Annotated in this window: 12 protein-coding genes; 5 read left to right on the forward strand and 7 right to left on the reverse strand. The window is 61.7% G+C overall.

The features are described 5' to 3' along the window. Position 1: 1 nt before the first annotated feature. The 6 genes from U1769_RS13990 to U1769_RS14015 form a co-directional block, all read right to left on the reverse strand. Entirely contained in the window at positions 2-511 is a 510-nt protein-coding gene (locus U1769_RS13990; RefSeq protein ID WP_332717005.1) for a MarR family winged helix-turn-helix transcriptional regulator, read from the reverse strand. Between the two features lie 122 nt (positions 512-633). After that, positions 634-981: a non-heme iron oxygenase ferredoxin subunit gene (locus U1769_RS13995; RefSeq protein ID WP_332717008.1), complete on the reverse strand. Its 348-nt coding sequence runs from the start codon at positions 979-981 to the stop codon at positions 634-636. Next, the gene (locus tag U1769_RS14000; protein WP_332717010.1) at positions 978-2306 is read right to left on the reverse strand and encodes a Rieske 2Fe-2S domain-containing protein; all 1329 of its coding nucleotides are present in this window, start codon (positions 2304-2306) and stop codon (positions 978-980) included. The genes U1769_RS13995 and U1769_RS14000 overlap by 4 nt, the downstream gene beginning before the upstream one ends. Before the next feature lie 182 nt (positions 2307-2488). Continuing rightward, positions 2489-4618: a TonB-dependent receptor gene (locus tag U1769_RS14005; protein ID WP_332717013.1), complete on the reverse strand. Its 2130-nt coding sequence runs from the start codon at positions 4616-4618 to the stop codon at positions 2489-2491. 112 nt (positions 4619-4730) lie between these two features. Next, entirely contained in the window at positions 4731-5342 is a 612-nt protein-coding gene (locus tag U1769_RS14010) for a c-type cytochrome (protein WP_332717016.1), read from the reverse strand. A 45-nt stretch (positions 5343-5387) separates the two neighbouring features. Further along, a complete protein-coding gene (locus U1769_RS14015) occupies positions 5388-7325 on the reverse strand; it encodes a thiamine pyrophosphate-dependent enzyme (protein ID WP_332717019.1) in 1938 nt (645 codons plus the stop codon). Positions 7326-7818: 493 nt separating this feature from the next. On the opposite strand from U1769_RS14015, the gene U1769_RS14020 reads away from it, so the two are divergent. The 3 genes from U1769_RS14020 (at position 7819) to U1769_RS14030 (ending at position 10123) form a co-directional block, all read left to right on the forward strand. Beyond that, positions 7819-7974, forward strand: a complete 156-nt coding sequence (locus U1769_RS14020) for a c-type cytochrome (protein WP_332717022.1) — start codon at positions 7819-7821, stop codon at positions 7972-7974. A gap of 29 nt (positions 7975-8003) precedes the next feature. Continuing rightward, positions 8004-8843 carry a class II aldolase/adducin family protein gene (locus tag U1769_RS14025; protein ID WP_332717025.1) on the forward strand — a complete coding sequence of 280 codons (840 nt, stop codon included), beginning with the start codon at positions 8004-8006 and terminating at the stop codon, positions 8841-8843. A gap of 170 nt (positions 8844-9013) precedes the next feature. Then, entirely contained in the window at positions 9014-10123 is a 1110-nt protein-coding gene (locus U1769_RS14030) for a helix-turn-helix transcriptional regulator (RefSeq protein WP_332717027.1), read from the forward strand. Between the two features lie 165 nt (positions 10124-10288). On the opposite strand, the gene U1769_RS14035 is transcribed toward U1769_RS14030, so the two are convergent. Beyond that, positions 10289-10807 (reverse strand): MarR family winged helix-turn-helix transcriptional regulator, encoded by a 519-nt coding sequence (locus U1769_RS14035; protein WP_332717030.1) that lies wholly within the window; start codon positions 10805-10807, stop codon positions 10289-10291. Positions 10808-11161: 354 nt separating this feature from the next. Between U1769_RS14035 and U1769_RS14040 the strand changes: the two genes are divergently transcribed. Both U1769_RS14040 and U1769_RS14045 read left to right on the forward strand, forming a co-directional pair. Further along, a complete protein-coding gene (locus tag U1769_RS14040) occupies positions 11162-13426 on the forward strand; it encodes a TonB-dependent receptor (protein WP_332717033.1) in 2265 nt (754 codons plus the stop codon). Between the two features lie 80 nt (positions 13427-13506). After that, positions 13507-14481: an alpha/beta hydrolase gene (locus U1769_RS14045; RefSeq protein ID WP_332717036.1), complete on the forward strand. Its 975-nt coding sequence runs from the start codon at positions 13507-13509 to the stop codon at positions 14479-14481. The last annotated feature ends 16 nt before the right edge of the window (positions 14482-14497 follow it).

A 14497-nucleotide genomic window follows, 5' to 3' on the forward strand; every position in this document is an offset into this window, starting at 1 on the left:
TCTAGCGGGGCATGGCTCCAAGATCCTCCGGGTGGCCACCGGCTATGCTCGTCTTGACGTCGACGGCTTCGCGCAAGGCCGTGAACAGCTTGTCGAATACCTTCGGATTGTCCGCGCGAAACTGCTCGTCGGCGCGGCGCAGGATGGCTGCCGCCTCCTTCAACTTCTCCTCGCCCTGGGAGCTCAGACTGACGACGCGAGCGCGCGCGTCGCTGGCGTGGCTTGCGACATCGACGAGGCCCTTCTTGGTGAGCGGTTTCATCACTTGCGAGGCTAGCGCCGTGCTGATGCCGCAGGCGTCAGCGAGCTCGCGCTGGGTCACGCCCTTCACGTTCGACTCCAGCAACCAGCCGAGACCGATCATCAGGACGAATTGCATTTCGGTGAGGTCAATCTTGGAGAGTTCAGCGTTGAGTTGGCGGTGCCAGATCGAGGACATGAGCCTCAGCAGGTAGCCGAGCACATCGTAGGACGAGCTGTATCCGGTAATTTCCGAAAGCTTCAGACTCATTGCTATTGCGGACTCCAGCCCAATCGGGTGCGATTGTCCCCGAGCGTTACGGGTCGGGAGAAGATGGTGTCAACCAAGGTCCGCGCCTAGCCTGCGAGTGATGGCCAGATTGGCCCGGCATATTAACCCTTCGGCGGGTTGGCTGCCGGACAGACGAATACAATCCCACCATCAACCTTGGTCGGATATGTGGCGATGGGCTCGTAGCACGGGGAGGCGACCGCCTCCCCCGTGCGGATGTCGAAACTGCCCATGTGGAGCGGACAGAAGACCTGGTTGCCCTCGGTGTGACCGTCCGAGAGCCGCGCATAGGCGTGTGAACAGATGTTGCCGAGTGCGAAGAAACCGTCGTCTGACCGGCACAAGACCATCTCCACGTCGCCAACGGTGACCATCGACGGAAATTCGGAATCAACATCCTCCATTCGTAGCGTCGGCACCCAATCGCCGTCAGTCCCCATAACGCTCATGCCAGCGCCTCGATCTTGGCGCTTCGCATCGCCTTGAGCGTCGGCATCGGCGGGCTCCGCAGGTAGTCACGGCCAACCTGTTCAGCGATGTTTACCAGTATGGCCGGATCGTCGGGCGATCCAAGGATTGAGTCCGCCGGCAATATGCGGTCGTTGGAGAATGTCGGTGGCAGCTCGCTCTCGGTCAGATAGAACCCCTTCGGGTCCCTGCCCTCTGCGACGGCCTTGATGCCCTGACGCACGTAACGACGAAACATGACGATCCCGCGATCGTGCGTGCCCAGATGCTCCAGCGCGATGATGTTGATCGGGCCCTGTCCGACCTGAGCCTCATGGTCGCCGGGCAACCACTGGCGATCAGCGTAGGGCCGGTCGTCGCGTTGCCCGAACACCTCGAGCTCGCGCCGCTTCTCGAACGGCATCGTCTCCTCGGCGGCGACGTGACTGACGTAGAAGTTGATGCTCTTGTCGTCATCGACCGGCAGCGTCCAGAATGTCATGAACGGCGGTGTTGCGTCCTTCGGTGAAGAACCCGCCTCGAAGATTGAACTGATGCAGTGGATGTTCGGGCCGTAGAATTCGGCCGAGCGGACCCAGATGTTGTCGCTGGAGCGGCGGGCGGCGAGGTACATGGCGCCTGCGGGTGTTTCCATGAAGGTCAGTTCGGGGAAGTGTTCGAACTCGTCGGCGAAGTGCTCCACACCACGCTTTTGCGGTATGACGTGGAGAATGTTGGTGTGGTGGGGATCGACGACATTCTCCTTGATCTGCACCCAGTTGCACTCGAGCTCGAGGCGCTCGCCGGGAACCAGTTCGACGCCGGGGATGTCAAAGCGATCCAGCATTGGAAAGGCTGGAATGCGTTCGGGCGGACCCATGTAGACGAAGGCGATGCCCGCGAAGACGCGGACGGGATATCCGCCCTGCGTCACCTCGCACTTCAGGCGCTCAGCATTCGGGTCGCCCGGTATGTCGAGCAGCGTCCCGTTCGGAGCGAACAGCCGTCCATGATAGCAGCAGCGGATGCCACGCTTCTCGACGATGCCGAATTCGAGCGAGGTATTGCGATGGCAGCAATGGAGATGGAGCACACCGACCTCACCGCCGCCGTCCTTGAAGGCGACCAGGTCCTCGCCGAGCGCACGCACCCGTAGGGGGAGCTCGCCTAGTTCGCTGACATACGCGACCGGGTGCCAGAAGCGCCGCAGGTATTCGCCACCAGGGGTGCCGCGTCCGACGCCGCACAGCATCATATCGGGCGCTGCGACCTGCTTGCGGTAATAGCCATCGTAGGCAGACGGTTTGTGAGGGTCGTTCGTGGTCATCATAGCCTCTCCCGCCGCCTCGCGGGCGGCCCAAACTAATCAATGTATTGATTATATTGCACGGTGCGGCGTGTCAACGCGCAATCGCCGGCGACGTCGGCGGTGGCATCCGGAAAGCGGAACGGCAGGAGACCTGAGGGGCCCCTGCCGAGTCGCAATTCAGATTCTATCGGGCGGGGTTTTCACCACTTGACGGAGAGTCGTCCACCGAAGGTCCGCGGCGGCTCAAGGCCCCCGCTCGCGGCAGCTGTGGCCGACCCCCCGTTGATGGTAGTGAACACGGTCGAGTCCTCTATGTTGCGGACATAGAACTGGATGTTCCAACGGTCACCACTGGGCGCGAAAGCCAGCGACGCGTCGGTGCGATGGAACGCATCCTGCCGTTGGGTCGGGAGGTTGTTGAACGCGCCGTAGTGGCCATCCTCATATTGCGTGTCGACGCGCCCGGTGATCGTCGCGCCACCCGGAAGTTCGAACCGTTTCTCTATCCCCGCCTGCAGATTTACATCGGGCGCGTTGATCATCTGGTTGCCGCTGAAGTTGTAACCGACGCCAGCGAAATCATCGTACCGGGCGTGCTGGAGCACGATTGCGCCATTGATCGACAAGGTGGGCGTGATGCGGGCGCGCAGATTGATATCGACGCCGTAGATCGTCGATTTGTCGGCGTTGAGCACCGTCGACAGCCCGGTCGCGCTGACAAACTGGATCGCCTGGAAGTTCTTGTAGAGGTAATGGAAAGCCTCGACGTTGAGTTCCAGCCGATTGTCGAGGAATCGCGACTTTACGCCAGCGGAGATCGCGGTGAGCTTCGATTCCGGAACGACCGGGTTCATCGGGTTGCCTGCCGTCGGCCCGACGTCGGGATTGTAGCCGAACCCGATATAGCCGGACTGGAGATTGGCGTAGACCAGCACGCGGTCGGCCAGGTCATAGTCGATGCCGAGCTTGTAGTCTGGCCGCGACTGGGCGCGGTCGAACGCGATCCGAACGCCTGCGGCACCGGTGCCCGTCGCCTCGATCTTGTCGCGCGAGTAACGCGCGCCGGCTGTCAGCCGCAGCGCGTCGGTGACTGACACGACCGCCTGCGCGAAGGCCGCGTAGCTGGTATTCGTCTGATCCGTCAGGTTGAGCAGCACGCGCGTGAACGCCGTGGGGGACGTGTAGCGGTATTGGCTGTCCGTAAAATCAGTCTTGTTGCGCAGATAGAACAGACCGGCAGTGAGCTTGACCGGCCCAACACTGCCGTCCCAGCGAAGCTCCTGCGACAACTGGCGCTCGCGGTCGAAGACGTAGAGCTTGTTGCCTGTCGAGCCACTGAAATAAAGGTACTCCGCCTTGAAGTCGACATAGGCTGGAACGTAGGTGAAAGTGCTGCCGCCGACATCAAGTGTTACGTTCGCTCCCATGATGTCATTGCGGTTGTCCTGGTAGTTTTCGCGGCCGTTCAGCGGATTGCCTGCGGCTCCGACAGCTGGCAGCCGAAACGGATGGTCCGGATCTGCCGGCGGGTTTGTGACCAAGTTGGTGATCGGCTCGCCCGTGTCATGGCCGTGCTGGTAGAATACATAGGCCCGCAACCCCTCGGTTGGCTTGATCAGCGCCGAGATACGACCACTCCAGTTATCCTGCGCGGCCAATCCGTTGCCGTAGAAGGAGTCACGGCGCTTGTAGATACCGGCGACGCGGAAACTCAGCGCATCCGAGACAGCGAGGTTCTGACCGCCGGTCACCTCTACGGAATTGTAGTTTCCGTATGATGCCTGCACGTTCCCCGAAAAATCGCCCTTGGGGACCTGCGAATACAGGTTGATCGCGCCGCCAGCCGCCGATCCGCCGTACAGTGTGCCTTGAGGGCCGGCGATGGATTCCACGCGGTCCAGGTCGTAGGTGAGGCCGAAAGTGCCGTAGCGCTGGATGATCACGCCATTGAAGAGCAGCGCCGAGGCCGCCTGAAAGTTGGGAAGGTCGCTGCGCGTGCCGATTCCGCGGATAAACACCTGCGTGACCGGCCCCTGCGTACGCAGATTGGCGCTCGGGAGAATCTTGCCCAGCGAAATCGCGTCCGTAATACCGCGCGTCTGAAGCTCCTCTCCACCGACCGCCACGATCGAGGCGGGTGCGCGCTGTGCGTTCTCGGACGTCTTGCGCGCCATGACGACGATGTCAGCCAGGCCTGTGTCGGCGGACTGCTGCGCCTCCGGCGTGCCCGCGGGTACTGGCGGATCGACCAGTTGGGCATTGGCGGATGCGCTGATCGCGCAGCTTATCGCGATTGCCGATACGCCTATCGGACGAAGGATCTTCCTCATTGCCTCTCCCCTAATGCTGCCACCGTCTTCGAGCGGCCGCCGCCCTGTTATCTGCCGACTTTAGTATCGTCAATATGTTGATGATCAATATATTGTCGTTATTTTCGGAGATTCATTGCGGCGTCGCCAGAAAGCCGGCGACCGCATCCACCTCTCCCTTGGATAAAGGATCGGGGCTCAGCCTGGGCATGCCTTTGGGAGGATCGAGGATCAGCGCGGCTATCGCCGCCACATCGCGCTTCTTGCCCTCGTCGATCAGGCTCGGCGCTACGCCCCCCTCCCGTGCGGCTCCATGACACACGGCGCAGTTCCGCTGGTAGAGAGCCTCACCGTCCGCCGCGGTTTTCGCCGTCATCGGCCGCGCTCCCGAGGCAGCGGCCTTCGCCAGCGCGGGCACGCCGGTGTAGGGACGGCCGACCTGGAGCGATCGGACGAAGCGCTCGATCCGACCGAGGTCGGCTTCGGGGAGCGCCCAAGCCGTGTAGGGTGGCATCGCCCCCTTCGGATTCCGGACGTATCGGCGGAAGGAGGATTGATCCAGCCGCAGCGGAGCGAGCGGTGGCCCGGACAGGATCGATCCCTGGCCCACTAACCCGTGGCACTGGTAGCAGCCCTGACGGACGTAGAGCCGCTGCCCCGGATCGGCCGTCTCATAGGGAGCGGTCAGCTGTGCGTTGGACTGGTCGCTGGTGCGCGCGCCGCTCGGACTGAGGACGATTGCCACGGAAAGCACGATGGTTGGGGCGACAAGGAGTGGAATGCGCACGGATCACCTCATCTGCGTGAGGGTGTCGAGAAGCGCCGGACGACCGCTCTTCACCACGTCGAGTGCTCGTTGGAGGGCGCCCCGGAGTTGGTCCGGCTTCGAAATGGGCCCTTCGGCATGGACACCCATGCCCCTGGCGATCTGGGCAAAATCGATCTCGGGATCGGTCATCATCGTCCCTACCGCCCAAGAGTAGGGATCCCGATCGCGCCGTCCCGCCATGCGCTTGAGGTGCATCGTCTCCTGATGCCAGGACCGGTTATTGTGCATTACCATCAGCAGAGGGATCCGGTGGTGAGCCGCGGTCCAGAGCGCGCCGGGGAGCACCATGAGGTCGCCGTCGCACTGGATGGCGACCGCGATGCGGCCGGCGTCGCGGTGGGCGAGCGCTGCACCGACTGCGGCTGGTGCGCCGTATCCGACGCCGTAGCCCCCTTCGCCACCGATATACTGGTGGTACTTCGTGAAGTGCCATAGCCGCTGGGGCCATGAACTGACGAACGCGTGGTTGGAGACAAGTCCCCAGTCGAGCCCGCTGATCTGCTCCCAGATCTCCATCGACAGCCGCGCGGTGCTGATCGGAGAGGCGTCCCAGCCAATCGCTGCGGCCGCTGCATCGTCCGCGCGCATCGCCGCGTAGGCCGCGTGGAGCTTGTCCGTCCGACCTCCGATCGTGGCCAGCTGCTCCGGCGACGCCTGCCGGCGAACGGCGGCCACCAGGGACGGCAGGCTCGCCTCCGCATCCGCGTCAATCGCCAGATCCGCCGCGAAATACCGCTGAGCGTCCTGCACTACGGATCTCATATGACCGTAGTTGGCGCTAATCCCGATCACCTTCGCGTCAACCTTCGCGATCCGTCGGGAGGGGCGGCCGATGACATCTGGCACGGTGTTGATAGTGCCCCAGAGGTCAGTCAGCTCGAGACCGAGGATCGCGTCGGCTTGGCGCACGAGCGTGTTCTGGAGGCTTGTCTGACACAGATAGTGCGTGGTCGGCATGTTCAGCCGGCCCGCGCGATCTATCACTGGAGCGTTCAGAAGCGTCGCCAGTTCAACGATCAGGTCCATGCCCCGCTGCGAGCGCGCTGCCCGGTCGGCGACGATCAAGGGTGCCGATGCGGCGAGAAGGATGCTCGCGGCGCGTTCAATCGCTTCAGGCGCTGCAGCCGGCGGCGACACCGGGGCACGTGCAGGAATCTTTAGCGGCGTGGCTTCCCCGATGTCCTCTTCCTGGAGCTCGGAGTCAGCCACGATCATGACCGGCTCATAGGGCGGCGTCATCGAGAGTTCGTGCGCGCGCATGTAGGATTCCGCATAGTGCTGGAGACTGACGGGGGTGTCATCATATTTGACGTATTCGCGGACCAGTGCGCCCAGATCCTGGGCCGAGTGCACCCATTCTACACCGGGACGCCGCTTCGTGGCGTCGAGGCTATTGCCCGCTATCACCATCATCGGTGCGCGGTCGCACCAAGCGTTATAGATCGCCATCGAAGCATGAAGGAGCCCGACCGTGCTATGCACCAGGCACGCCATCGGCTGGTTGGCGACCTTGGCATAACCATGCGCGATTCCGGCTGAAATCTCCTCATGCACGCAGACGATCAATTCAGGCGCCCGATTACCCCCATAGTTGACGATGGACTCGTGGAGACCGCGGAAGGTCGAGCCCGCCATCGCAGCAACATAGCGCGTGTCGGTCGCCTTGAGCAGATCGACCATGAAGTCCGACCCTGGGCGGTGGATCAGGTGCGGTTCGTCGTCGGCTTGCGGAACAGCGCCGTTCTCGGCGATTGCGGCCGCCGTACCCGGCGGTACCGCCTTCCTCGGAGCGGGCTCGCCTTGACCTTGTGCGAGAGCGGGCATCGCGGGCGCCGCAACACTTGCCAGCACTGAAGCCTTGAGGAAGCTGCGACGACCGAGATGCTTGGCGTTTTTCATGTCTCTCCATCCCCGGCGATATCGGTTCCGTCGGTGATGAAAGGTCGCACAGAAGCCAAATATCGTCAATACATTGATATTATTCTGGACCGTATTTCATCGACTGCTTCTGTGCGCCAGGCCTGTCGGTTCAGGTCTCGCCCAAGGTGCTGACGACTGAATAGAGGGCCAGGGGCGTTACGACTCGCCTGGAACTCCTCGAGCGTCTGTCCGCGCTCCATAACGTCAATATATTGACGATATTAGGCATGCGTGGCACATTGCCGGAGGAGGAGAGATGATGAGATATTTATCGCTAGCTGGGAGCCTCTGCCCAGCGATCGCTACCCCCGCGCTTGCTGTCCAACCGCCGGCCAGCGTACAGACGGGCGGTCAGTTCACCGCTCAGTGCGTCTGCCATTCGATAGAGGGGTCTGCTGGCGTAGGTCCAACCCTGCTGGGCATGTTTGGCCGTAAGCCGGACGCCGCTAAGGGGTATGGATCCTCGCCCGCGATGAAGGGCGCCGGAATCGTCTGGAACGATGCTGCGCTTGATCGCTTTCTCCGCGCGGCGCAGCACTCCTTGCCGCGCAACAAGCTACCTTATGCGGGGATGGCGAACGAGCAGGGCCGCCGAGACGCGATCGTACAACTGAAGGCGGTGAAGTAGTGTCTCTTAACTTTATGGAGCGGGCGCAGATGGGGATAGTCAGCAGGAGGGGCGCGATCGCTTCAGCTCTGTCCGTGGTGGCGGTAGGATTCATCCCGAGAGTGCTGGTGGCGGCCACAGTCGCTCCAGTTCCCACTCCCACATTAGAGCGGGCCATCCTCGATGTCGTGATCGCGAACCGGATACTGGCAAACCAGGAGGTCGTCGACGCCTACGGCCACGTCAGTATGCGGCATCCGACTAACGCGGACCGATTCCTGTTATCGAGATCGAGGAGCCCGGAACTCGTCGAGGCGGGCGACATTGTCGAGTTCAACTTGGACGGCACAGCTGTGATGCCGGAGAGGTCGCCCTTTTACATCGAGAGATTCATTCATGCGGCGATCTACGCCGCCCGCCCAGACGTTAGTGCCATCATCCATGCGCACGCGGCGGAGGTGCTGCCATTTACGATCTCGAAGACTCCCCTCCAGCCCGTCATCCAGAATGCCGGCGTCGTCGGGTCGCGCGTGCCCGTCTGGGACAGCCGCGCGCATTTTGGAGATACCAACCTCCTTGTAAGCGACATCGCGATAGGGGCGGATCTCGCCACGATGCTCGATAAGGAGCATGTCGTACTGATGCGAGGTCACGGTTTCACGGCAGCGGGACGTAGCCTCATCGAGGTGCTCCGCATGGCGATCTACCTACGTCTGAATGCCCTGGTGCTGACGGAGGCGCTGAAGCTCGGACCCGTCGTCACCCTTTCCGAAGGGGAGATTCGGAACATCGCCGACGTGTCACCCAATGCGCCCGAGCTCCAGCGAGCGTGGGTGTACTGGGCGACCAAAGCCGGTTGCGCCGATCTTCTGGAGAAGTCGACCCGCTGAAAACCGGTCAGTGTGCTGTCGGGACACCGGCAATGAGTGGTGCCGCGGCCGAACAACATAGCACCTCTCCCTCCCCGGCCAGAGTGCACTGAGCGCACGAGCTGACGCGTCCCGCGTGAAAGCCCATCTGCTGCCTTGACGGAGGGCTTGGCCGTGCTCACACCTTACGTATGACGATTGCCTCCAACAGCAACGGTCGGAGTGATACATTTACTGCGCCGGCTCGCACCGCACCGCCGCGCCGCTTTCCGCCGCTGGCGAAGGATGCCGCACTGGTCTCCGTGCGATACGCCGTCGAGGACTACGCTCTCGATATAAGCGCGTATGGTCGGCAACTGGCCGATGACTTTGTGCTACACGGCAACAGCCATTACCGCGCGCACGTGAACGAACCATACGCGGCGGGCAGCTACGAGTTCTGTGGCATTCTTGATGGCTTTTTCATCATGTCCGTCGACTCGGAATATTATACACCGCGGTCAGTATATTTCGACTCTCCAGACAGTTTACATATTTACCTCGCGTGCAGCGGCGACGGCGAATATGTTCCGGCCGACAGCCAGCCCATTAGCTTCGAGGCGCCTAGCACGGTGCTTATTATCGAGCCGGCCGGCACGGCTCCCGCCGAAATCACCTTCGACGGTTGCACGCGATACATATATATCATCTTGCACCGAGAAGTACTCAAGACGCTCTATGGAGGCAGTGCCCACGAACTGCCCGCGACGTTGCAAGCATTTTTAGCAGGTGAGCTTTCGCAGACCTCAGGTCGCGCCTTGCCCTTGAGCGGAGTCATGTTGCGATGCCTGGAAGATGTCCACGCCTGCTCGTTGGAAGGACGTCTACGCCGGCTGTTCCTGCAATCGAAGGCGTTGGAGATCATCTGCCAGGCCCTTGATGCCTTTGACCAGAGCGAGTTCCTTCGGTCGGGTGAATCGAGCCGGCATATGGCGCGAAGCGTCTTGAAGGCCCAGTTCTTCCTCGCGGAGCACTTCGCTAACCCACCCTCCCTTGAGAAACTCGCGGCTGAAGTCGGATTGAGCCGCAGCGCCCTGTGCAACGGGTTTCGTCAGATAGTCGGCCAATCGGTTTACGAGTATATTCGAGATCTCCGTATGGAGCAGGCGCTGACTCTCCTTCGGGAAGGCAACGATCAAATTATCCAGATCGCCTATGCCGTAGGCTATCATCGTCCCTCCAGCTTCTCGGTAGCGTTCCAACGGCATTTCGGCGCAACGCCCAGTAAAGTTCGCCGCAAAGCCAGTCAGCCGCCTGCGTAACACCTGCAGGCGATCACCTCCTGGATCAGTTGAAAGAATCTGACGCAGGGGCCAGCCACCTGAGTTGGCCGGAGCCCCCCGCTCGCGGAGCGAGCGCAAGGTGTGCCGGCCGACAGATGTTCCCGCCCCTCAGGCGCCCGGCCGAGGTCGCCGAGCCCGATCCTTTCAGGATCGAGGCCAGAAATGGCCCTCCTCGACCAAATTGTTGGTCGAATCGACCATTGTCAGGATCTTTCGCAGACTTTCGAGGAAAATTCGCTGCTCCTTGGCGCTGAGGACACTGAGCAAATGCCTCTCCCGCGCGAAGGTGAAGTGGGCCACCGCGTCGCAGGACGTCTGTCCGGCGTCGGTCAACGACAATCGGTTGCGCCCAGCATGCCGCCGGTCCCGCACCGACACGACTAACCCCATTTCGATCAGACGGTTGATGCAGCGGCTGATCGCCGCCTTGTCGAGGCCGAAGTCCCGGGCAAGCTGGTTCGCCGTGATCGCCCCGCTGGCGCCGAGGAAGAAGACGATCCTGGCTTCGGTCAGGCTCAGTCCCAGGTGCCTGCGCACCGACGGGGCCGCGCCGGTGACGACGCGATTATAGAGGATGCTGATGATCGCCAGGGCGTGACCGCCGACTTCTTCGTCAGCAGCCTGCGACGCATCTGTTCGTTGCGCCTCGAACTCGGCTGACATCTTCGCTCCCTGGATGGCGACTCGGCCGGCAGATAAGGCTGCAGGGGCGCAAATTGCAACGACCGGGAGCGCCCGCCCGCAGGCGCTGACAGCGCTGCACGAATTACTGACGATCCCTATCGACGCCATGCGTTCGCATAGACGTTGCAATCGATGGTCACCTGTTGATCGCAAACTGAACCTGCCGCCGCCATCGGCTGTCGTTTTAGCGGCGCTCGAAGTTTTTTTGGCGGCGAGAGAAAGCCACCTCGTCACCCACTGGGCTAGTGCTTCTGTTGGCCAGCTCGCAAGTCGGTCCCGACAAGAAGACATACTGCCAGCACGGAACGATGCCAACGGAAAAAGGGGGATGCGATGCGCACTCTGAACAAATCGGTCTACTGCATGTCGGCGAGTATGCTGGCCTTCGGCCTCGGCGCGACTAATGCAGCAGCACAGACGGCCGCCTCACCCGAAGTTGCAAAGTCGACGGAGAGCGTGGGTGTCGATGACATCGTCGTGACCGCGAGCAAGCGCGATCAAAAGCTGCGCGATGTTCCCTCCGCGATCACGGTTATGACCGGCGAGACCCTCGGCAATCTCGGCATAAGATCGGTCCGCGACTACGCGACATTGACGCCGGGCCTGACGGTGCAGGAAGGTTCAGCCCCAGGCTATGGCAAGATTTTCATCCGCGGCCTCACGACTGGGACGCTGCAACAGTCCGCCACAACCGTCTACTATATCGACGAAGTGCCGTTCACGGCGAGTTCGGCGAATGGCGGAGGCGCCTTCATCGCGCCGGATCCAGAACTGACCGACATCGAACGCATCGAGGTTCTGAAGGGACCACAAGGCACGCTCTACGGCGCTTCGAGCCTCGGCGGGGTGATCCGCCTCGTTTCGAAAAAGCCCGACGTGACCGGATTTTCGGGCAGCGCTCGGGCCGAGATGGCCGCGATCGACAGCGGCGGCTTCGGATATTCGGCCAGCGCCACGATCAACGCGCCCCTGGTGACCGACCGGCTGGCCCTGCGCGCCACCGGCTTCTATCGGCGAGCGCCCGGGTTCGTGGACAATGTCGGCACCGGCTCCGACAACGTCAATAGCAGCGACTACAAAGGCGGGCGGCTCGCTCTGCGCTGGACGCCGAATACGCGGCTTTCCGTCGACGTGGTCGGCCAGATGCAAGACATCGATACGCGCGGCCCCGCGCTTCAGACGACCGTGGCCGGAACCCTCACGCCGGATATCGGCACACGGAAATTCAACAATTTCTTCGATGCGCCGACCCTGGTGCGGTACCGTTTGGCGTCAATCACCGGGCAGTATGAAACCGATGTCGGCCAGATCATCACCACCGGCGCGTACCTCAAAAGCGAGCTCAAACTGCAGACCGACGCGAACACGACCTACGCATCCTACCTTCCGATATTCGCGTCAGCGGGCTTCGCGTATCCGACGGGCACGGGGGTCGCCATCGAATCCAGGGTCCACATGGAGAAGAAGACTGCCGAACTTCGCTTCGTGTCCAAGAAACTGGGAACAATCGAGTTCGTCGTCGGGGGCTTCTACACCCATGAACACATGATGTCGCCGACCGAGGTCGTGGCCAGAAACATGGCGACCAATAGCAACCTGGCGGCGCCTTTGGGTACGATCATCTCAACGCCCGTCAGGGACACATACGAAGAATTTTCGGGCTTCGGCAACGCCACTGTCTACCTTACGGACAATCTCGATATCACGGGCGGGCTGCGCTATTCTCACAACAAAGAAGATTTCGATCTCAGTTATAGTGGCGTTTATTACACCGCCTTTCTGGGCGGGCCGGTGCAACTTCCAACGGTTCATGCGAGGGACGGCCATCTCACACAGTTGGCGACGTTGCGCTGGCGGCCAGCCTCGAACCTCAGTGTTTTCGTCCGCGCGGCGAGCGGCTACCGGCCCGGCGGCCCGCAGGTCGCGGCGATCGTGCCGCCCGGCGGTCAGACCCAGATCAATCCCGACACCGTCTGGAACTATGAGATCGGTATCAAGGGCGATGCGTTTGATAGAAGGCTCAGCTTCGAGGCTTCCGCCTATCATATCGACTGGAATGACATCCAGCTCTACACCCTTTTCAACAACTCGCAGCTGCTCGCCAACGCCGGCAAGGCCCAGGTGGACGGGTTCGAAGCTCAGATCACCGCACGGCCCACGCTTCTCCTCGCCGCCACGGCCAATCTGGCTTACACCAATTCGCGACTGACCCAGGTCGACCCCGGTGTGACCGCCATCGCGGGCGCAGCCGCCGGTGACAGGATTCCCCAGACACCGCGCTGGACGGCGTCCGCCAATCTCGATCAGCAGGTTCCACTTGGTGGGGACACGCAAGGACAGTTGGGCGCGACAATCCGATATCAGTCGGATCGGGTCACGTCCTTCCCGGGTAGCCTGACCGACCCCAACGTCCGGCTACCGAGCAACACGACCATCGATCTGCGCGCCGGGCTCAAGCTGCACGACTATCATGTCCAATTCCGTGTGGAGAACGTCACCAACCGTGTGACGGTCTCGAGCTATGTGACCGGGTCTCCGTCATACGCCTATCTGACGCGCCCGCGCACCTTCGTCTTCGCGGTCAGCACGATGTTCTAGGGACGATCTCGGTCGCCCGAGATCAAGCATCCCCAGCTTTCGAATATCTGCGCACCAACGTAAAATGCAGAAGGACTTCCATGGAAAACATCGCCAATCACGAGTCCGCTTTGTCGAACAAAAAAGCCGCCGAAGCCAAAGCGTCGAGTTCGGTCGAACTCACCGAGCTCGAACCTTCCTTTGGCGCGCTCTTTCCCTCTACTCGCTATTTTGAACTGGATTCAAAGATCGCCGGGGTCCGCTTCGCGGCATGGGTTACGCCACCGGCGCAGTATGACGCCGACGAATCCCAGACGTTTCCGGTCGTCTACCAGGTCGATGGGAACCTCTTCTTCCCCTCGACGGCGCCGTTTCACCACGCCGGAACAAGCGACCCCATTTCGCCCCAGCGCCCGTTCATTCTCGTCTCCGTCGGATATTCGAAGGAAGAGAGCCAAGCGTGGACCTGGCTGCGCGTCCGCGATTTGCTTCCGCCCGATGAACCGGTTCCGGAGGTCATGCGCCAAGCGGTGGAACTCTCCGTGCAATACGGAAAGATGCCACGGGACGAAGCCGACCGGTATCTGAAGATGTTCGACAAGCCGGCGGGCGACAAGTTCCTAGGCTTCCTGGAGGACGAGCTCCACCCCCTTCTGGCCAAGGTCTATCGGATCGACGAGAGTGACGTCGGCCTTTGGGGCGACTCCTATGGCGGCCTGTTTGCCGCCTATGTCGCCGTCAAGCGGTCGGAACTGTTCAAATCCATCGGAGCCGGCAGTCCGGGACTTCTGGAAGAAAGCCAGGTGTTCAAGATGTACCGGGAAGCTGTCGCCTCGAAGAAAGACTATACGGGCCGGCGGCTCCACGTCACGCTCGGCGGGCGCGAATGGACGGACCCGAGCCTGTATCAGTGGCTTACGGCCCGCGGTGCAAGCGAATTGCTCGCCAGGACCTCCCAAAATCCATTGCCGGGCTTGCAGGTTTCGGCGGAGTTGCTCCCGCTGGAAAGTCACATCACCGCGACGATTCCAGCGTGGTTCAGCTTTCTGCGCGCCTGTTACGGACGTAAGGGCTGATCGACCCCTTCGATCG

Source organism: Parasphingomonas zepuensis (assembly GCF_036663735.1).
GTDB lineage: Bacteria > Pseudomonadota > Alphaproteobacteria > Sphingomonadales > Sphingomonadaceae > Sphingomonas.